The organism is Phenylobacterium sp. NIBR 498073 (genome assembly GCF_027286305.1).
Taxonomy (GTDB): Bacteria; Pseudomonadota; Alphaproteobacteria; order Caulobacterales; family Caulobacteraceae; genus Phenylobacterium.
Genome location: NZ_CP114599.1, coordinates 785380 through 803754 on the forward strand (window position 1 = coordinate 785380; position 18375 = coordinate 803754).

At 70.9% G+C, this 18375-nt stretch carries 17 protein-coding genes; 6 read left to right on the top strand and 11 right to left on the bottom strand.

Annotated features, from left to right (window positions below):
* Positions 1-38: 38 nt before the first annotated feature.
* Entirely contained in the window at positions 39-878 is an 840-nt protein-coding gene (locus tag O4N75_RS04005) for a hypothetical protein (RefSeq protein ID WP_269628076.1), read from the bottom strand.
* A 92-nt stretch (positions 879-970) separates the two neighbouring features.
* Between O4N75_RS04005 and O4N75_RS04010 the strand changes: the two genes are divergently transcribed.
* On the top strand, positions 971-2299 hold the full coding sequence (locus tag O4N75_RS04010; protein ID WP_269628078.1) for an SLC13 family permease: 1329 nt from the start codon (positions 971-973) through the stop codon (positions 2297-2299).
* Here O4N75_RS04010 and O4N75_RS04015 read toward each other — a convergent pair.
* The 3 genes from O4N75_RS04015 to O4N75_RS04025 all read right to left on the bottom strand — a co-directional run bounded on the left by O4N75_RS04015 (position 2296) and on the right by O4N75_RS04025 (position 4691).
* Positions 2296-3354, bottom strand: coding sequence for a methyltransferase domain-containing protein (locus O4N75_RS04015; RefSeq protein ID WP_269628079.1), 1059 nt, complete (start codon positions 3352-3354; stop codon positions 2296-2298). The genes O4N75_RS04010 and O4N75_RS04015 overlap by 4 nt on opposite strands.
* Positions 3355-3540: 186 nt before the next feature.
* On the bottom strand, positions 3541-4179 hold the full coding sequence (locus O4N75_RS04020; RefSeq protein WP_269628080.1) for a VOC family protein: 639 nt from the start codon (positions 4177-4179) through the stop codon (positions 3541-3543).
* Positions 4179-4691 carry a hypothetical protein gene (locus tag O4N75_RS04025; protein ID WP_269628081.1) on the bottom strand — a complete coding sequence of 171 codons (513 nt, stop codon included), beginning with the start codon at positions 4689-4691 and terminating at the stop codon, positions 4179-4181. The genes O4N75_RS04020 and O4N75_RS04025 overlap by 1 nt, the downstream gene beginning before the upstream one ends.
* Before the next feature lie 154 nt (positions 4692-4845).
* On the opposite strand from O4N75_RS04025, the gene O4N75_RS04030 reads away from it, so the two are divergent.
* Positions 4846-5781: a nitronate monooxygenase gene (locus O4N75_RS04030; RefSeq protein ID WP_348649526.1), complete on the top strand. Its 936-nt coding sequence runs from the start codon at positions 4846-4848 to the stop codon at positions 5779-5781.
* Here O4N75_RS04030 and O4N75_RS04035 read toward each other — a convergent pair.
* Complete coding sequence (locus O4N75_RS04035; RefSeq protein ID WP_269628082.1) at positions 5778-6161, bottom strand: hypothetical protein; 384 nt, start codon at positions 6159-6161, stop codon at positions 5778-5780. The genes O4N75_RS04030 and O4N75_RS04035 overlap by 4 nt on opposite strands.
* An 84-nt stretch (positions 6162-6245) precedes the next feature.
* Here O4N75_RS04035 and O4N75_RS04040 point away from each other — a divergent pair, with 84 nt between their 5' ends.
* The 3 genes from O4N75_RS04040 (at position 6246) to O4N75_RS04050 (ending at position 9648) form a co-directional block, all read left to right on the top strand.
* Positions 6246-7235 (top strand): YafY family protein, encoded by a 990-nt coding sequence (locus tag O4N75_RS04040; protein ID WP_269628083.1) that lies wholly within the window; start codon positions 6246-6248, stop codon positions 7233-7235.
* A 2-nt stretch (positions 7236-7237) separates the two neighbouring features.
* The gene (gene gloA / locus O4N75_RS04045) at positions 7238-7735 is read left to right on the top strand and encodes a lactoylglutathione lyase (protein ID WP_269628084.1); all 498 of its coding nucleotides are present in this window, start codon (positions 7238-7240) and stop codon (positions 7733-7735) included.
* 161 nt (positions 7736-7896) lie between these two features.
* Positions 7897-9648 (top strand): hypothetical protein, encoded by a 1752-nt coding sequence (locus O4N75_RS04050; protein WP_269628085.1) that lies wholly within the window; start codon positions 7897-7899, stop codon positions 9646-9648.
* Positions 9649-9777: 129 nt separating this feature from the next.
* Here O4N75_RS04050 and O4N75_RS04055 read toward each other — a convergent pair whose 3' ends face one another.
* From O4N75_RS04055 to O4N75_RS04070, 4 genes are read right to left on the bottom strand one after another with little or no spacing between them, the layout of a single operon-like run.
* Complete coding sequence (locus O4N75_RS04055; protein WP_269628086.1) at positions 9778-10602, bottom strand: PIG-L family deacetylase; 825 nt, start codon at positions 10600-10602, stop codon at positions 9778-9780.
* Positions 10599-11657, bottom strand: coding sequence for a serine hydrolase (locus O4N75_RS04060; RefSeq protein WP_269628087.1), 1059 nt, complete (start codon positions 11655-11657; stop codon positions 10599-10601). Before O4N75_RS04060 ends, O4N75_RS04055 begins: the two co-directional genes overlap by 4 nt.
* 8 nt (positions 11658-11665) lie before the next feature.
* Positions 11666-14752 carry an efflux RND transporter permease subunit gene (locus O4N75_RS04065; protein ID WP_269628088.1) on the bottom strand — a complete coding sequence of 1029 codons (3087 nt, stop codon included), beginning with the start codon at positions 14750-14752 and terminating at the stop codon, positions 11666-11668.
* Between the two features lie 4 nt (positions 14753-14756).
* A complete protein-coding gene (locus tag O4N75_RS04070; RefSeq protein ID WP_269628089.1) occupies positions 14757-15812 on the bottom strand; it encodes an efflux RND transporter periplasmic adaptor subunit in 1056 nt (351 codons plus the stop codon).
* A 124-nt stretch (positions 15813-15936) separates the two neighbouring features.
* Between O4N75_RS04070 and O4N75_RS04075 the strand changes: the two genes are divergently transcribed.
* A complete protein-coding gene (locus O4N75_RS04075) occupies positions 15937-16578 on the top strand; it encodes a TetR/AcrR family transcriptional regulator (RefSeq protein ID WP_269628090.1) in 642 nt (213 codons plus the stop codon).
* Here O4N75_RS04075 and O4N75_RS04080 read toward each other — a convergent pair.
* Positions 16575-17903: a GAF domain-containing protein gene (locus tag O4N75_RS04080; protein ID WP_269628091.1), complete on the bottom strand. Its 1329-nt coding sequence runs from the start codon at positions 17901-17903 to the stop codon at positions 16575-16577. The genes O4N75_RS04075 and O4N75_RS04080 overlap by 4 nt on opposite strands.
* Positions 17900-18373, bottom strand: coding sequence for a hypothetical protein (locus O4N75_RS04085; protein WP_269628092.1), 474 nt, complete (start codon positions 18371-18373; stop codon positions 17900-17902). The genes O4N75_RS04080 and O4N75_RS04085 overlap by 4 nt, the downstream gene beginning before the upstream one ends.
* Between the last annotated feature and the right edge of the window lie 2 nt (positions 18374-18375).

Genomic DNA, 18375 nt, shown 5'->3' on the forward strand with positions numbered 1-18375 from the left:
CGTCGCCTCTGATCGATGGCGCGAAATCTAGGCGGCTCTCAGTCCTTGCGCCACTCGCTGATCACCGCGCCGGTGTCGCCGTCCTCGAACGCCACGCGATCGAGCTGCGCGGCGGCGACGCAGAGCGGGCGTTGGTCCGAGCTCTCGGCGCGGCAACGAATGCTGCGTCCGTCCGGAAAGGCCGTGAAGCGGCCCTCGAGCACCAGTCGGTAGCCCTTGGCCGGCGGCTCGGGCGGCGTCTTGTCCTCGCCGCGAAGCGTGAAGGCGTAGGCGCGGCCGTTGCGACGGCCGAAGCGCGAACCCTCGGGCTCGAACACGGCGGCCAGGCCGAGGGTCTGCGGGCTCGGCGCAGGGATCTCCTCGTCGTCGCCGGCCGGCGCGGCGCCCGGAGGGCAGGCCTCCGACGACAGCCAGGGGCGGTCGATCCAGTAGCCTTCGACGGCGTCCCAGACCTTGGCCTCGACGGCGGCGGCGACCAGCGGCGATTGGGTCCAGTCCGCCGGTGTCAGGCTCAGTTCGGCCGCGTGGCCCTTGGCGCGCAGCGTGCGCCCGGCCAGTCCCGGAGAGGGTTTGGCGCGATCCGGCGCGCAGCCGAACGGCGTGCGGATGGTGAAGCTGCGCCCGGCGAGGGGATCTGCGCCTTCGGCCGCAGCGCCGGCCGCATAGGCCGAGGCGGCCGCCGCTGCTGCGGCCAGCAGGTCGGCGCGGCCGAGCGACGGGGGCGGGGCGATGATCTTCGGCGGCTCGGGCGGCGGCGGCTCGATCTTGGGCGGCGGCGCAGGCGGCGGTGCGGTCTCCTGAGGGCCGCAGGCCAGCAGCAGGAAAGGCGTCAGGACGACGGCGCCGAGGCGCGCCCTTCTCCGGCGCGCTGAGTTCACATCTGCGGGAGGCATGGGCGCAAGGCTAGCATGTGGCCGCCCCGGCGTTCCAAGAACCTTGGCGTGAACGTCACGAAAGCCTCCCCGCGCAGATGAGTTTCGATCAGATCGCCGCGCTCGTGGTCCTTGTCGCCGTCGTCGGCGTCCTGATCCATGGACGGATCCGGTCCGACGTCGCGGCGCTGGCGGCGGCCGCGGCGTTGCTGCTGCTCGGCGTCATCCGGCCCGTGGAGGTGCAGGGCGCCTTCGCCAGTCCGGCGGTCATCGCGCTCGCCTCGCTGTTCGTGATCGCCTACGCCATCGAGCTGTCGGGCCTGCTGGGGCTGATGATCCGTCAGGCGACCAAGCTGTGCGCGCGGCTGGGCGAGAAGGGCCTGTGGCTGGTCATCGGCCTGTGCGGCACGGTCGGCGGCTTCCTCAACAACACCCCGATCGTGGTGCTGGCCGCGCCGGTGATCCGCGACGTCGCGACGTCCATCGGCCTGTCGCCCAAGCGTTTCCTGATGCCACTCAGCTACGTGACGGTGATGGGCGGCCTGCTGACGCTGATCGGCACCTCGACCAACCTCCTGGTCAACGACATGGCCCGCAACGCCGGTCAGCCGACCTTCGGCCTGTTCGAGATCACCCCCGTTGGCATCTGCGTCGCCGGCGCCGGGGCGCTCTACCTGTATGTCTTCGGCGTGCGCCTGTTGCCGAAGGGCGATGCGGTGATCCCCAGCACGTCGGCGCCGATCCCGCTGGGCGAGGCGCGGGGCCACGAGGGCGGGGCGGGCGATGCGGTGCTCGGCGACGTGGCGCTGTTCAGCGCCGCTGACCGGCCGCTGCAGTTGGGCAAGGCGCTGACCGCGCTGGCGGTGTTCGTCGCCGTGGTCGCCGCCGCCGCCTTCGGGGCCGCGCCGATCTCGGCGGCGGCCTTCGCCGGGGCTGTGTCGCTGATCCTGCTGCGGGTGATCAGTCCGGAGGAGGCCTATGCCGGCCTGCGGCCCGACGTCCTGCTGCTGATCGCCGGCATGGTGGTGGTCGGCCTCTCCATCGAGGTCACCGGCCTGGCCGCCGCCGGCAGCGAGCTGCTGATCGGCTTCATCGGTCCGTTCGGGCCGCTGGCGGCGCTGATCATTCTCTACGGCGTCACCCTGGTGGCGACCGAGTTCCTGTCCAACGCCGCGGTCGCGGTGCTGGTGACGCCGATCGCGGTGGCCCTGGCCGAGAACCTCGGAGTCGATCCGCGGCCGTTCCTGGTGGCCGTGATGATGGCCGCCAGCGCCGCCTTCGCCACGCCGTTCGGCTACCAGACCAACGTCCTGGTCTTCCAGATGGGCGGCTACAGCTACATGGACTTCGTCCGCGTCGGGGTGCCGCTGAACATCGTCACCTGGATCGCCGCGATGATCGCGATCCCGGTGTTCTTCCCCTTCTAGGGCCGCACGTCGAACACCAGGTTGAACGGCGTCTCGGTGGCGCGCTTGAAGTGGGTGAAGCCGGCGTCCTCGGCGACCTGTCGCAGCCGCTTCTCACCAGCCTGGGCGCCCAGGCCCATGCCGACCTCCTGGCTCAGCGACGCGGGCGTGCAGATCATAGTCGAGGCCGAATAGAAGATCCGCCCGAATGGGTTGAGGTTGTCGGCCAGGTCGTCGTTGGCGAACGGCTCGACCAGCAGCCAGCTGCCGTCCGGGGCCAGGCTCTCGCGGATGTGCTTGGCCGCGCCGACCGGGTCGCCCATGTCGTGCAGGGCGTCGAAGATGGCGATCATGTCATAGGCGCCGCCATTGAAGTCCTTGGCGCTGGCGACCTCGAACGTCACCCGGTCCTCGACCCCAGCCTCCTTGGCCGCCTCCCGCGCCCGCTCGATCGAGGGGCCGTGATAGTCGAAGCCGTAGAACTTCGAGTTGGGATAGGTCTTGGCCATCAGCACGGTCGAGGCGCCGTGCCCGCAGCCGACGTCTGCCACCCGCGCGCCGGACTTCAGCTTGCCTTCCATGCCGTCGAGCGCCGGGATCCACTCGGTGGTCAGGTGGGCGTTGTAGCCGGGCCGGAAGAACCGCTCGGTGCCGCGGAACAGGCAGACGTCGTGCTCGTGCCAGCCCAGGCCCTTGCCGCTCTTGAACACCGCCGCGACCTTGGGCTCGTCGCGGAACATCGCCGCCAGCACCTCGAACCCGCCGGCCATGAACGCTGGCCCGCCCTCGTCGGCGAACACCATCGCCTGCTCGGGGGTAAGCGAGAACTCAGCCTTCACCGGGTCGTACTCGACGTAGCCGGAGGCCGCCTGCGCGGCCAGCCATTCGCGGACGTAGCGCTCGGTGGTGCCGGTCGCCGCGGCGAGCTTGAGCGAGGTGGTCGGCCCGCCGTCGGCCATGGCCTTGTAGAGCCCGAGCTGGTCGCCGAGGATCACCAGCGCCGCGGAGACCGCCGCGCCCATGTCGCCGAGCATCTTGCCCTGAAACGCTTCGAGTTTGGATTGATCGACTTGCACCTGGCCCTCCTTTGAGCTGCGGGGCGTGCATTTCGGATGCCGATGTTCTGTCACCGCGGGGGCGGCGTTTGAAGACATCAGGCCGTGCGTCCGTCGCCTTCTGATTGCGGGCGGCCAGTACGACATGTGCCGGCTGCCCGACGGCAAGATCTGCGAGAAATGGACGCTCTATCGCGACAAGGTCTGTCAGCCGGGAACGTGATCGCGCGACGACAGGCGCACCCTGCCGCGCGGGGTGTCGAGTTCGGCGCTGATCTCGGCCGGGCCGGCCTCGACCTTCACCTCGACCTCCAGCCGTTCCAGTAGCGGACCGAGGCTCCAGGCTTCCGGGTGGCGCAGGGTGAGACCCGCCAGGCGGCAGCCCTGGTCGACGGCGTCCGACGGATGTGGGCTGTCGCCCCAGTCGATGAAGAACGGCGCCAGGGGGCCATAGGCGTGGCCGGCCGGGATCAGCAGCCGCCAGCGGACCAGCCGTCCGGTCGGCAGTCGGCGGGACATCGGAATGATGCCGGCGTGCGGCAGGCCGGCCTTCTCCAGCTTCACCGCCACGCGGTCGAGCCGGTCGGTGGCGACGGCGAAGGTGTGCAAGGTCGGGGCCGCCAGCTTCGCCAGCTGTGCGGCCGGCCCGGGCTGAGGCGCCTGGGCAGGGTCAGGGGACAGGATCTCCAGATAGCTTCCCGGGCCGAGGCCGAGCACGGCGTTGCGGGCGCCGGCGCCTGGATGCGCGCCGCCCGGCGCAGCCCTGGCGCCCGTGCGTGTCTGCAGCTCGTCGATGGCGCGCTCGAGGTTCGGCGCGGCCCAGACCAGGTGGTCGATGCGCGCCATCAGGACGCGCGCCGGCGGAAGGCGAGCACGTTGTCGGTTCCGTCATCCGCCGCCTCAGGCGGGCGGGCGGCCTCTATGGTCGGCAGCCGCAGCACGTAGCCGCTCATCGACAGCGCCTGGGCCACCAGACAGGCGGCGGCCGGGAACGGCGCGCGCGGCGCGTCGGCCAGCAGCCAGGCCAGGTGGGCGTCGAGCCGGGCATAATCTTCGGCCTGGGCGGCGGCGAACAGGGCCAGCACCGACTGCTCGTCTCGGGTCAGGCGATAGGAGCCCGGCGCGGCCAGGGTGATCTTGCGCCGCCCGTTGAGCCCCAGCTCGCGCACGAACACCGACAGCGCGGTCAGCGCCTCCAGCCCCAGCGAGCCGCAGCTCTCCTCGAACTGGCGGCGGACCAGATGGCAGTCGCCGGCTCCGAAGGCCGCGGCGCGGAACGCCCAGAGCAGCATATGCTCGCCCTGGGACAGGTCGCAGAGGCGGGCGTGGTCGTCAGGCCGGTGAGCGTGCTGAGGCATAGGGGGGCTCCTTGGACTGTCTCGACCGTATTGTTCATGAGAATGACTCGCAATATTGATTTTGCGGTCCCGCCGATTTCGTCGCCTGCCCACGCTTGACGGCGCGGGCCGCGCGCCGCCCAATGGTTCAAACAAGCGTTTGGGAGGCGCCGCCGTGATCAAGACCCGCATCACCGAGATGCTCGGGATCGAGTTCCCCATCGTCCAGGCGCCGATGGGTTGGATCGCCCGCAGCCAGCTGGCCTCGGCGGTCTCCAACGCCGGCGGGCTCGGAATCATCGAGACCTCGTCCGGCGAGCTCGACGCCGTCCGCGAGGAGATCCGCAAGATGCGCGGTCTGACCGACAAGCCGTTCGGGGTGAATATCGCCCAGGCCTTCGTGCGCGACCCAGACATCGTCTCGTTCGTGGTCGACCAGGGCGTGAAGTTCGTCACGACCTCGGCCGGCGATCCCAACAAGTACTGCTCGGCGCTGAAAAAGGCGGGCCTGACCGTCTTTCACGTGGTGCCCTCGCTGGGCGCGGCGCTGAAGGCGATCGAGGCGGGGGTCGACGGGCTGGTGGTCGAGGGCGGCGAGGGCGGCGGCTTCAAGAACTCGCGCGACGTCTCGACCATGGTGCTGCTGCCGCTGGTCTGCTCGAAGGTCGGCGTGCCGGTGATCGCCGCCGGCGGGATCACCGACGGCCGCTCGATGGCCGCGGCCTTCGCGCTGGGGGCCGAGGGCGTGCAGATGGGCACCCGTATGGTCTCGGCCGCCGAGAGCCCCGTGCACCAGAACTGGAAGGACGCCATCGTCGGCGCCAAGGAGACCGACACCGTCTTCCTCAACCGCTTCGGCCCGGGCCCGGCCCTGCGCGCGCTGCGCACCGAGAAGACCGGGACCTACGAACGCGAGGGCGGCGAGGGGGTGATGGGCGAGTTCGCCCGCGCCAAGGAGATGTACTTCGGCGGCGACCTCGAAAGCTCGATCCCGCTGACCGGCCAGGTCGCCGGCCGCATCGACGCGGTCAAGCCGGTCGCCCAGGTCATCGCCGAGACGGTCGCCGAGTTCGAGGAGACCGTGAAGACGATGGGGCGGCGCTGGGGCTAGGCCGCCGCGCTCACCGGGCGAAAGCTCTCTTCATCGAACAGCGCGTCCCAGTCGGCCCAGCGGTCGGCGGCGTCGCGCAGGCGGGCGTCGTCGCGGACGGTGTGGACCTGGCCCTCGGTCTCGTCCCAGATCACCGTCAGGTCGGCCAGCCGGTGGGCGCCTTCGCCCAGCTTGCCCTCGAACTGCAGCTGCTCGATCATCCCGGCCGTGATGCGCAGCTTCAGGCGTCCGCCCGACTGGCGCACCGCCACGTCGGCGTGGGTGATCACCTGGTCGATCATCTCCGCGCTGGCCGGGACCAGGGGGCGACGGGCCTCGAACAGGAACAGCGGGTCGGCGTAGGAACGGCGGAACGGGGTCACTCGGGCGGCGGCGGGCATCGGAAGGTCCTTTCCTCTCGGCAGGTTCTTGTTAAAGTGCCGATGCGTCAGAATCGGACGTATCGTTGTTCCGGAAAAGTTCTCATGCGTCACGAGAAGGCCGCGCGCCTGCTGGATCTGGCCCGGATGCTGGCCTCGTCCGCTGAGGGGCTGACCCTCGACGAGATGGCCGAGCGCCTCGGCGTCGGCCGCCGCACCGCCGAGCGCATGCGCGACGCGGTCCGCGAGGCCTTCCCGCAGATGGAGGAGGTCGAGGACCCGCCCACCCGCCGGTTCCGCATTCCCTCCGGTCTGGACGGCATCTTCCAGGCCCCGACCGCAGACGAATTCGCCGCCCTGCGCGCCGCGGCCGAGCAGTTCAAGGCCGCCGGCGCCAAGGCCCGCGCCGGCGCGCTGCTGTCGCTGGAACAGAAGGTGCTGTCGGCGATCCGCGCCGGCGCCCGGCGCAAGCTGGCCCCCGACCTGGAGGCGCTGCTGGAGGCCGAGACCATGGCCGTCCACGCCGGCCCGCGCCCGTTCGAGGACGAGGAGGTGTTGGGCGCGGTGCGCGAGGCGATCAAGTCGCTGCGCCGTCTGCGGCTGCGCTACGAGGGCGGTTCCTCGCCGGGCCGGGTGCGCGAGATCACGCCCTTCGGCCTGCTGTTCGGCCGCTCCAACTACCTGGTCGGCGGCGAGGGCGATTCCCCCGAACCGCGCACCTGGCGGCTGGACCGCATCCGCGACATCTCGGTCTCCGAGACCGTCGGCGCGCGGCCGGAAGGGTTCTCGCTGCAGGCGTTCATGAACCGCAGCTTCGGCATCTATCAGGACGAGGTCGAGGAGGTGGTGCTGCGCATCCTGCCGCACGGCGCCGACGAGGCGATGGGCTGGCGCTTTCACCCGACCCAGTCGATCGAGCCCCAGGACGGCGGCTCGGTGATCGTGCGCTTCACGGCCGGCGGCATGCGCGAGTTGGCCTGGCACCTGTTCACCTGGGGCGACAAGGTGGAAATCATCGCCCCGCAGCGGCTAAGGAGCGTCATGCGCGAGGAGCTGGCCGCGGCGGCCCGGGCTCACGGCATGAAGGACACCTGACGATGAGCGCCACCGACGGCTTCGTGCTGAACCAGACCATGCTGCGGATCAAGGACCCGGCCAAGACCGTGCCGTTCTACCGCGATGTCCTCGGCATGACCCTGCTGGACCGCTACGACTTCGAGGCCGGCAAGTTCTCGCTCTACTTCATGGGCTATCCGGGCGGCGAGATCCCCAGCGACCCGGCGGAGCGCGTGAAGTGGGTGTTCGAACAGCCGGCGCTGCTGGAGTTCACCCACAACTGGGGCACCGAGGACGACGCCGACTTCGCCTATCACAACGGCAACAGCGAGCCGCGCGGCTTCGGCCATATCGGCATCTCGGCGCCCGACGTCGACGCCGCCTGCGCCCGCTTCGAGGAGCTCGGCGCCGAGTTCGTCAAGCGCCCGAACGACGGCGCCATGAAGGGCATCGCCTTCATCAAGGACCCCGACGGCTATTGGATCGAGATCTTCTCTGGCGCCGACCTCAAGCGCCTGATCACTGCGGTCCGGGGGTAGGCGGAGTAAGACGGAGGGGGCCTGCTGACTCAGCAATCCCCCTCAGCCAGCCTTCGGCTGACAGCTCCCCCAGCGGAGGAGCAATTGATCGCGCCAACCCAAGCTCGCCCTTCCGCGTTCCTTCTATCGGCCTACACCACGGCCAACCGCGGGAGCCGTTCATGCCCATGCCCGTCCTCACCCCACGCGCCGACGGCCTGGTCGAGAGCACGACGCCGGTCCTGCTGCCGGTCATGGCCCCGCGCCTGCAGGGCGAGCTGTCGGCGGCGGGGTTCGGCGACCTGGCGCTGTGGGGCGAGGGGGATCTCGGCCGCATCCGCTTCACGCCGCTCGCCGGCCCCTATGTCCATGGACCCAACCTGCTGACCGCGCCGGGCGGCGGGATCTTCGTGGCTCAGGAAGCGCCGGTGATGGTGATCTGCGGCGTCGCCTATCGCGGCTTCACCCCGGCGCGGCGCTGCGCCTCCTGGGACCGCATCCACCATCCGAAGGCCGGAGTGCGCCGCGAGAAGACCCGCCGCCGCGTCGACCTGCCCTGGGCCAACGTGCTGATCGAACAGCGCGGCGCGGACCTGGTGATCGCCGCGGGGACTGACATCGCCGAGGCCGAGCGCGCGCTGCACTTCTCGGTCGACACCATCCTGGCCGAGGCCCGCGCCTACGCCGCCCACTGCGACCGATTGCCAGAGGCAGACCCGATGCTGCGCAGCATGGTGATGCAGGGGACTCATGCGGCGCTCTCCAGCGTGCGCCGCGACGAGCGCGGCCGCTTCGACGGTCTGGCCGCCGGCCTGCACTATTCCGCCCCGGCCCGCACGTATTACCGCGACGGCTACTGGACGCTGCAGCTGCTGCTGGAAGCAGCGCCGGCCATGGTCCACGAGGAGATCGAGATGCTGGCCTCCGGCGTGCAGCCGGACGGCGAGGCGCCCAGCGGCGTCATCGTCTCGGGGCCGGAACAGGCCAAGGCCTGGGAGGAGCTGCGCACCACGGTGTTCGGGCTCGACTGGATCCACACCCGCTCGAACGACTGGTGGAGCGACCACTTCGACTCGCCGCTGTTCTTCGTGCTGGCGATCGGCGACTACGAGCGAAGCACCGGCGACGACGAGCCGGCCGAGCGCCACTGGCCGCTGATCAAGGCGATCTTCGAGCGCTATCGCGGCTTCTCCGAACAGGGGCTGCCGGTGAAGCCGCGGCACGACCGCGACTGGGCCGACAACGTCTATCGGGGCGGCTTCGTCGCCTATGACCTCGGCCTCTGGGTCGGGACGCTGGACGTGATCGCGCGGCTGGGCCACCGGATCGATCCGCAGCTATCAGGTCAGGCGCGCGGGCTGGCCGAACAGACCCGCCAGGCCGTCGACGCGGCGCTGTGGGGCCCCGCCGGCTGGTACGCCGACTATCACGCCCCGCCCGGCCTGGAGGACGTCGAGCCGACCCTGGAGCATCACCTCACGCTCGACAGCCTGACCCTGCTGCGCCACGACGCGGTCCCGCCGGACCGGGCCCTGCAGGTGCTGGAGGCGGTGCGCGCCAAGCTCGAGAGCCGCCACAACGACGTGCAGCCCTACGGCGACTGGGGCGTGATGTGCTGCTTCCCGCCGTACCGGCACAAGGCCGACACCCGCTCGAAGTCGGCCTTCGCCTACCGCTATCACAACGGCTCGGATTGGCCCTGGCTGTCGGGCCTCTACGCCGAGGAGCGCCTGCGCCGCGGCCTGCCGGGCTGGCGCTATCCGATGCTGCGCTGGTGGGAGAGTTGCCTGGACCAGGGCTGGATGGGAGCGGTCGAGTACTTCGCCCCGCCCTGGGGCCGCGGCTCGCTGCTGCAAGGCTGGTCGGCCATGCCGGCGGCCGCCGCGCTCAAATACAAGGACATCGTGCTGAAGGGCGACGGGGACACCGTCTAGTTGCTCCCCCTATCGGGGAGCTGTGGGCCGAATGGCCGACTGAGGGGGACTTTGACTTGCGAGCAGGCCCCCTCCGTCTCGATGCTAAGCATCGATCCACCTCCCCCAGGAGGGGAGGAATTGAAAGCCCTACCGGTCCACCGCCAGCGCGAAGTACTCGCGGTCGAACAGCCGATAGTACAGCCAGTGCGGCGCACGGTCGGCATAGGGCTGGACGTCGGCGATCACCTTGGCCTGCGAGGCGTGGACGTCCAGCAGCAGCCGCTTGCGCTTCGACTGGGCGACGATGTTGACCGCAACGGTCGGGACCGGCAGTCCGTCCTCGCGCGCCGCCGGGTAGTTGTCGCGGAACGCGCTCACCAGCTTCAGCGCCAGGGCGATCATCGGCTGCGGCAGGGTCGCCTGGTAGAGCTGGCGCACGGACGGGGCGCCGGCCTCGACCACCTCGCGCACCCAGCGCCCGGCCTGGACATGGTCGGGGTGGCCGTAGAACCCGACCTTCTCGTCGAAGGCGACGACCACGCTCGGCTCGAACCGCGCGATCAGCCCGGCGATGGCGGCGCGGGCGGCGACATGGTCGCTGGCGGCCAGGCCGCCGTCCGGGAAATCCAGCACCTCGACATGCGCCGCGCCCAGATGCTCGCCGGCCGCCTGCGCCTCGGCCCGCCGCACCCGGGCCAGCGCCTCGCGGGTATGGCCGGTGTCCTTGGCCGCCTCGCCGGCGGTCAGGTAGACCAGGGTCAGCTCCGCGCCGGCCTGCGCCATGGCGGCCAAGGCGCCGGCGCTGGTGATCTCGTCGTCGGGGTGGGCCCAGATCGCCATCACGCGCCGGGGCGCGCCGGCCGGGAACAGGTCGCGGGCGATCGGCACCGCGTCGTCGTTGAACTGCTTGCGGGCCAGCCAGAAGCTCAACCCGCCCTTCGCCGCCGCCAGAGCCGGCAGCAGCCAGATCACCGGAAGCAGTCCACCGCCTGCCCGACCCACGCCTTCAGCGCGTCCTTCTTGTCCAGCGGCGTCGCCCCGTGCCGCACCAGGATCAGGTCGAGATCGGGGACCAGCACCGTGTACTGGCCGTCATAGCCGTTGGCCGAGAACGAGCCGGGGCCGGCGATGTCCAGCCACCAGTGGGCGCCATAGCGGCCCTCGGTCACCCCTTCCTGCTGGAAGGTCGGGGTACGGGCGTAGTCGACCCAGCCCTCGGGCAGCAGGCGTTCGCCATCCCACATCCCGCCGCGCAGATAGAGCAGGCCGAAGCGGGCGAAGTCGCGGGCGCTGGCGTAGCAGTAGGACGAGCCGATGAAGGTGCCGGCCTTGTCGAACTTCGGGATCGGGCTGGTCATGCCCAGCGGCCCGAACAGCCGCGCCCACATATAGGGCTTCAGGTCGCCGCCGGCTGCCTGGCCCGCGATCCGCGCGACGATGTTGCTGGTCCCGCTGGCATAGGACCAGAAGCTGTCAGGCGCGTGCTCCAGCGGCTGGCTGGCCGCGTAGTGGGCGACATCCTCCTTGCCCGACTGGAACAGCATCTCGATCACGTCCGAGACGTGTCCGGGCACGTAGTCCTCGACGAACTTCAGGCCGCTCGACATGCGCAGCAGCTGGTCCAGCGTGATGGCTGCGCGCGGATCCTCGCCCTGCCATTCGGGGACTCCAGCCCGGGCGTGGATGTCCAGCTTGCCGTCCAACACCAGCATGCCGACCAGGGCCTGGGTGATGCTCTTGGCCTTCGACCAGGACGGATAGGTCGCGTCCGGCCCGAAGCCCTCGCCGTAGCGCTCGAAGATCAGCCGGCCGCCCTGGACGATGGCCAGGGCGTGGGTCGCCCCGACGCCGTCGCCCTCGAACGCCTGCGCCAGCAGGGCGTCGAACCGCTCGCGCTGCAGGTTGGCGGGCAAGGCGCCTTCGGGCCAGGCCTCCGTCGGCCAGGGAACGTCGGCGGGCTGGGCGGGCAGGGGCGCGAGGGTCATGGCGCGAGACTGGCCGGAACCGGCGGCCTTGTCATCCGTCATGCGCGGTCTCAGGCCGCCTGCGCTTCGACCTCGCGCGGCAGTTCGCCGGCCTTCTCGTCGCTGCGCGAGAGCAGCAGGTAGGTCACCGGCGTGGCCACCCGGCTGAGGAAGGTCGAGGTGATCAGTCCGCCGATGATGGCGATGGCCAGCGGCGAATAGAGTCCCGATCCCTCGAGCGCCAGCGGCAGCAGGCCGCCGATCGCCGTCACCGAGGTCAACAGCACCGGCAGGAAGCGGACCTCGCCGGCCTTCTCGATCGCCTCGCGCAGCCCCATCCCGCCCTTGCGCAGCTGCTCGGTGAAGTCGACCAGCAGGATCGAGTTCTTGATCTCGATCCCGATCAGCGCGATCAGTCCGATGGTGGCCGTGAAGGACAGCGAGTTGCCGGTCAGCCACAGCGCCGCCACCGCGCCGAACAGGCCGAGCGGAATGACCCCCGCCACCACCAGCGCCGTGCGGAACTTGCCGAACTCGAGCACCAGGATCGCCAGGATCCCGAACACCGCCACCAGGATCGCCGCGCCCAGGCCTGCGAAGCTTTCGGACTGGGCCTCGGCCTGGCCGCCGAGCGACAAGCTGTAGCCGGCCGGCATCGGCAGCTCCTTGGCCAGCCGCGCCTGGACGTCGGCAGTCACCTTCGAGGTCAGGGCCCCCGTGCGGACCTGCGAGGTCACGGTCACCGTGCGCTCGCGGTCATAGCGGGTGATCAGCGCCGGGCTGGAGCGGAAGGCGGGCTGGGCCACCGCCGCCAGCGGCGCCGACTGGCCCGCGGCGGTCGGCACGTGGATCTGCGACAGGGCCGACAGCTCGTTGCGCTCGCCCATCGGCAGCCGCACGCGGATCGGATAGTCGTCGCCGTCCGGATCGCGGTAGCGGGCGGTCTCCTCGCCCGACAGCGCCAGCCGGGCCGTGCGCCGCGCCGCGCCGGCCGGCATGCCGAGCGCCGCGGCCTTGGCTTCGTCGAGGCCGAGGTCGATGTCGGTGCGGTCGAGCCGCAGCGGGTTCTCGACGTCGCGGGTTCCGGGCGTCGCCTTCACGATCTGCTCGGCGCGCGCGGCCAGGGCCTTCAATACCTCGAGGTTCTCGCCGGTGATGCGGATGGCGAGCGGCGCCTCGATCGGCGGGCCGTTTTCGAAGGTGACGATGCTGATCCGCGCGCCCGGATAGCGGGCGAAGTCGGCGCGCAGGGCGTCGAGCACCTGCTCGCTCTTGCCGGGCTCCCAGGCCTTCAGGCTGGCGAACACCTCGCCGTAGCTGGCCTGGGTCTGGCGTTGCTGCTGGTTGTAGAAGATCTGCGGGTTGCCGCGGCCGAGGTTGGCGGCGGTCCAGACCACCTGCGGCGTCGCCTTCAGTCGCGCTTCGACGTGGCGCAGCGCCTCGTCGGTCTTGGCCATCGACGAGCCGTCGGCGGTCTCCACCCTGACCAGGAACTGCGGGGTTTCGGCAGGCGGGAACAGGCTGGAGCCGATGGCGCCCAGCAGCGGCACGGTGGTGGCGCAGATCGCGCCGATGATCGCCACGGCCACCCACGGGCGGGCCAGGGCGCGGTGCAGCACCGGGGTGTAGAAGCGGTGGATCGCCCCGTTCACCGCCCGCAGGATGGCGTTGCCCTCGGGCTCCTCGTGGCGCGACAGCATGCGGCTGGCCAGGAACGGGATGATGGTCAGCGCCACCAGCAGCGAAGCGCCGACCGTCGCCAGCACCGTCACCGGCAGCGAGCGGATGTAGGCGCCCGACCCGCCGGGCAGGGCCAGAAGCGGCAGGAAGGCGAACATCAGCGTCGCCGTGCAGCCGATCACCGCCAGGGTGATCTGGCGCGTGCCGTTGATCGCCGCGTTCAGCCGGGTCTCGCCCTCGCGCAGGTGGCGGGCGATGTTCTCGGTGACCACGATGCTGTCGTCGACCAGCAGCCCCAGCGACAGCACGAAGCCGGCGATGGCCAGCTGGTTGACCGTGAAGCCCAGCGCCTGCAGCACCGACAGGCCGATCAGCAGCGATAGCGGGATCGACAGCATCACCACCCCGCCGGCCCGCAGGCCCAGCGGCAGCAGCGTCACCATCACCAGGGCCAGGGCCAGGCCGAAATCGCGGAACAGCCGTGAGAGCCGATGCTCGACGTTTTTGGCCTGCACGAAGCCTTCTTCCAGCTTCACGCCGGCGGGCAGGGTCTTGCGGAACTCGGCCAGGGTCTGCTCGACACCCTTGGTCACCTTGGCGACGTCGGCTCCGTCCTTCTGGGCGACAGTTACGAACACCGCCCGTTGGCCGTTGAAGCGCGTCAGGTGGTCGGCTTCCTGCTGGGCCCAGCTCACCTGGGCGACGTCCCGGACCCGCACGACCTGGCCGTCCACCGCCCGGACCGGCGTGTCGGCGACCGTCTGCAGGTCGCGGAAGGCGCCCCCGGCCTTGACGTTGAAACGCCGCTCGCCGGCGTGGGCGGCCCCGACCGGGGTCTCGGCGCCGGCCGCACGCAGGGCGTCGGCGACCGCCGTCGGCGGCAGCTGCATCGCCGCCAGCTTCGGCATGTCGATCGCCACCCGCACCTCGGACGGCGGCGCGCCCCAGTAGCGCGCCTCGCGTACGCCGGGGGTGCGGTCCAGCCGCTCGCGCAGGGTGTCGGCCAGCTTCTCCAGCCGCCGCATCGGCAGGTGGTCGCTGACCAGCGCGACCTGGACGATGGCGACCTCGGTGGTGCGCGCGCGGCGCACTTCCAGTTGGGCCAGCCCGGCCGGCAGGTTGGGGCGCAGGGCGTTCACCTCGCGCACGACCTCGTCGTACTTGCGCTCGGTGTTGACGCTCCAGTCGAACTCGACGCCGACCACGGCCGCGCCGTCCAGGCTGGTCGAGGAGATCTTGCTGACGTCGTCCAGGCCGTCGAGGGCGTCTTCGATCGGGTCGGCGACCAGCTGCTCCATCTCGGCCGGCTCGGCCCCGGGCAGCACCGCGCGCACGATCACTACCGGGATCGGAAAGTGCGGATCCTCGGACCGCGGCGTGGTCATCAGGGCGTTCAGGCCCAGCATGGCCAGCAGGGCGAAGGCGACCAGCGTGAACTGCCAGTTGCGGACGGCGAAGGCGGCGACGTCGAACCTCATCGGCTCACTTCCCCGCCGAAGCCAGGTTGAGCTGCTTGGGATCGACCACCTGGACCTTCTCGCCGTCGGCGATGAAGCCGGCGCCCGCGGTGATCACCCGCGCGCCGGGCGGCAGGCCGGAGACCAGGGCGTCGTCGCCGTCGAAGCCGCCGAAGCTCACCGGCCGGCGGCGCGCGATGTCCTTGTCGACCATGAAGACGAAGGCCTTCTGGCCGTCGGCCTCCAGGATCGCCTCGGCCGGGACCCGCGCCATCGGCGTGGTGGGCGCGGCGCCGACCGAAATGTCGGCGGTGGCGATCTGGCCCGAGCGCAGCGGATGGGCGCCGAGCAGCTCGATCTCGACGTCGACGGCCCCGGTCTGGGGCCCGGCCCGCTCACCCACCCGGCTGACACGACCGGGCACGACGGCGGGGAGGCCGTCGATGCGGACGCTAGCGCTCTGGCCGACGCGAACGCGGATCACGTCGCGGTCGGCCAGGGGCGCGCGCAGGGTGAGCGGACTGGATTCGTCGGCGATGCGCAGCACCGCCTGTCCGGGCTGAACGACCTCGCCGGCCTGGGCGCTGCGCTGCAGGACCACGCCGCCGGCCGGCGAGACCAGCTGGGCCCATCGCCGGTCGAAGGCGGCCGATCCGGCGCGGGCCTGGGCCGCGCGCAGGGCGCTCTTGCGGTCGTCCAACCGCTGAACCGAGATGAAGCCCTTGTCGAACAGCGCCTGGTCGCGGGCCAAGTCGCGGCGGGCGCGTTCGACCTCGACGTCGGCCTGGGTCTGGGCGGCGGCCACCCCGGCCGGATCGAGGCTGGCCAGCACCTGGCCGGCCCGCACAACGTCGCCGTCGTCGACGTTCAGGGCGGTGATCACCCCGCCGATCCGGAACGACAGGGTCATTTCGCGCCGCCGCTCCAGCGGGCCGGTGGTGGTCAGGATCGCGCCGTCCGAGGGGCTGCGCACGGCCACCGCCTCCACCGCCGCGGGCGGCGGGGCCTCGGCGGTCTTCGGGGCCTTCGAACAGGCGGTGGCGGCGGCCAGGCTGGCGGCCGCCGCCACTCCGGCGCGCACGAGGCGTGGTCTCACAAAACGCCTGATACGCACCGGTGTCTCCAATTATCAATCAATGATAGGTGATCAGTGATCGATAATGTGCGATTGTCAAGCGAGGATGGCTTATGACAGGCATGCAGGAATGAATGCGCCGAGCTCACGTTCGCCCCGCAAGGCGAAGGGCCAGGGGGCCGAACGCCGCGAGGAAATCCTCGCCGCGGCGCTCAGCCTGTTCACTGAATTCGGGATCTACGCGGTTTCGACGCGCCAGATCGCCCAGGCGGTGGGTATCTCGCAGCCGACCCTCTACGCCTACTTCCCGACCAAGGACGATATCGGCCACGAGCTGCAGGATCGGGCCTTCGCGCTGCTGGCCAGGAAGCTGGCCGGCGACCGCGGCCCGATCGTCGACCTCGACGGCGTCGTTCGCATGCTGCGCATCTATGTCGACTTCGGGCTCGAGAACCCGGACATGTACCGCATCGCCTTCATGTCCGAGGGCCAGCACGTGCGCAAACTGCGGCACGAGCCGAAGGACATGGCCGCCTTGCCGGCGGTGCAGGAGACCTACGGCGTGCTGCGCGGCGAACTAGCCAAACTGCAGGGCCGCGGACTGACCATCGACCTCGACATCGAGACCCTGACCCAGTGCGCCTGGTCGGCGATGCATGGGTTGGTCTCGCTGCTGATCGCCAAGCCGGGTTTCCCGTGGGCCGAGCGCGAGCACCTGATCACCAGCCAGCTCGGGGTCATCGCCCGCGGCGTTTGGCGCGGGGGCCCCTAGCTCGCGACGACTTCTAGCCGCGGCGCGCCGTTGATCTCCAGACGGATCTGACCGCGGGCCGGGCGGGCCAGGCGGATCGGCGCGTTCTTTTCCTCCAGGCGGCGCCGCAGCAGGATCAGCCGGGTCTCCAGATTGTCCTTCAGGCCGGGCAGTTTCAGCGCCGGCTCCAGCCGGATCTCGCGGTTGGTGAAGTCGCGCCGACCGGTCTGTGCGAACACGGTCAGGAAGTGGAACAGCAGCCGCCCGGGCACACCCTTGATCAGGTAGGCGTCGTCGAGGAACAGGCTGTCGTCATGGGCGAAGTACTTCACCCGGATGTCGCCCCCGGCGCGGGCCGGCTCGCTCCTCGCCGCCGCGGTCTCGGCGTCGCGGGCCTCGAGTTCGGCCAGGCGCAGGCTGGCCGCCAGCTGGCCGCCGATCAGGACCAGCGCCTCCTCGTCCTCCGGCCCGAACCAGAAGCGCTCGGACGACTCGACGAACAGCACCCCCTGGACCTTGCCGCGGCTGACCATCGGCGCGGCCAGCTGGCTCTGCGGTTCGTCCAGGCCGGGCAGGGCGATCAGGCGCTCGGCGTCGAGCGTCGAGGTCGCCCGGACCGCCGCGGCCATGCGCCTGCCGCGGCTCATGTCGCTCAGCCGGACCGCCTGGCCGCTGGCTGCGGCGATGCCGATGGCGCCGTCGCCCAGCAACACCTCGGACCCGGCGCCGCGGTGGGCGTAGCCGCAGCTGGCCAGGGTGGTCAGCCGGCCGCCGTCGTCGTCGAGCATCAGCAGCATGGCGTTGGCGAATCCGAAGGCGCTTTCCAGCCCGTGGATCGCCGCGTCGATCATCAACTCGGCGTCCGACTGCGCGGCGATCGCCGCGGCGACCTTGGCGGCCAGGGCCAGCCGGTCCTGCACGGGCGGCGCAGGCATGTCGGCCGGCGGCGGGCCGGGGATCGCCCGGCACTCATTGACCCGGTAGAGCTCGGCGCTGCGCAGCACCATCGCCTCGCCGACGCCGTGCTGCGAGCTGATGGCGGTCAACTGCGCGGACATCTTGGCGAACACCGCGCCCTCGGTCAGCGAGGCCCGATGCTCGACATCGAGCGCGAACTGCTCGCCCGTCCGCCCGCTGACCAGCAGCACGTGCGCCCGGCCGGTCGCTGCGACATTGGCGGCGGTCTTGGAAAAGAACTGGTTCGACAGCGCCACGTGCTCGTCGTCCACCAGATAGACCTGGGACAGGTAGGAGACATTCGGCAGGCCGTCGGCGTCGAGGGTGGCGATGATCGACGGGATCACCCCCTCGAAACAGTCGCGGATGCTGGCCAGGGGCGTCTTCATGCGCCGCGGTCCGGCAGGCGCTCGCCCGCGTGCGGGCCGGGGGTCTGGCGGAAGGCCATGGTCGGCGCGAGGCGCAGGGTCATGAGGTCGCGGCCCCCGAGCCAGTGGGCCATCTGCTGGGGTTGAACGCCCAGCGCTGTCAGCGACTGCGAGACCTGCGCCACGTAGCGGTCGACGGCGGCGATGTCGCGAGCGTCAGCCGGCGCGATGGAGATCAACTCGCCCTTCAGCTGGAACGTTCGGTAGGTGTCGGGCTGGACGAAGGTGAAGGCCAGCGGCGCGCCCGGCGCCAGGCCGCCGAGCGCCTCGCCCCATTGGGCGGCGGGGGTGAAGATGTCCAAGGTCTCGCCGTCGGCGGCCGGGCGCGCGCCCAGCGCCCGCCCCAGGGCCGGCAGGCCAGCGGCGCTTCTGGCCGCGAACACCATCATTACCGGCTCGTGCAACAGAGCCGTCAGTTCCGCATCGATCACAC

What these genes read in the sequence shown, in the direction of transcription:
- O4N75_RS04010 (WP_269628078.1), top strand. Translation starts at nt 971, where the DNA reads ATGAGTTTCGATCAGATCGCCGCGCTCGTGGTCCTTGTCGCCGTCGTC.
- O4N75_RS04020 (WP_269628080.1), bottom strand. Translation starts at nt 4,179, where the DNA reads ATGGCGCGCATCGACCACCTGGTCTGGGCCGCGCCGAACCTCGAGCGC.
- O4N75_RS04025 (WP_269628081.1), bottom strand. Translation starts at nt 4,691, where the DNA reads ATGCCTCAGCACGCTCACCGGCCTGACGACCACGCCCGCCTCTGCGAC.
- O4N75_RS04035 (WP_269628082.1), bottom strand. Translation starts at nt 6,161, where the DNA reads ATGCCCGCCGCCGCCCGAGTGACCCCGTTCCGCCGTTCCTACGCCGAC.
- O4N75_RS04040 (WP_269628083.1), top strand. Translation starts at nt 6,246, where the DNA reads ATGCGTCACGAGAAGGCCGCGCGCCTGCTGGATCTGGCCCGGATGCTG.
- gloA (WP_269628084.1), top strand. Translation starts at nt 7,238, where the DNA reads ATGAGCGCCACCGACGGCTTCGTGCTGAACCAGACCATGCTGCGGATC.
- O4N75_RS04050 (WP_269628085.1), top strand. Translation starts at nt 7,897, where the DNA reads ATGCCCATGCCCGTCCTCACCCCACGCGCCGACGGCCTGGTCGAGAGC.
- O4N75_RS04060 (WP_269628087.1), bottom strand. Translation starts at nt 11,657, where the DNA reads ATGACGGATGACAAGGCCGCCGGTTCCGGCCAGTCTCGCGCCATGACC.
- O4N75_RS04065 (WP_269628088.1), bottom strand. Translation starts at nt 14,752, where the DNA reads ATGAGGTTCGACGTCGCCGCCTTCGCCGTCCGCAACTGGCAGTTCACG.
- O4N75_RS04075 (WP_269628090.1), top strand. Translation starts at nt 15,937, where the DNA reads ATGAATGCGCCGAGCTCACGTTCGCCCCGCAAGGCGAAGGGCCAGGGG.
- O4N75_RS04080 (WP_269628091.1), bottom strand. Translation starts at nt 17,903, where the DNA reads ATGAAGACGCCCCTGGCCAGCATCCGCGACTGTTTCGAGGGGGTGATC.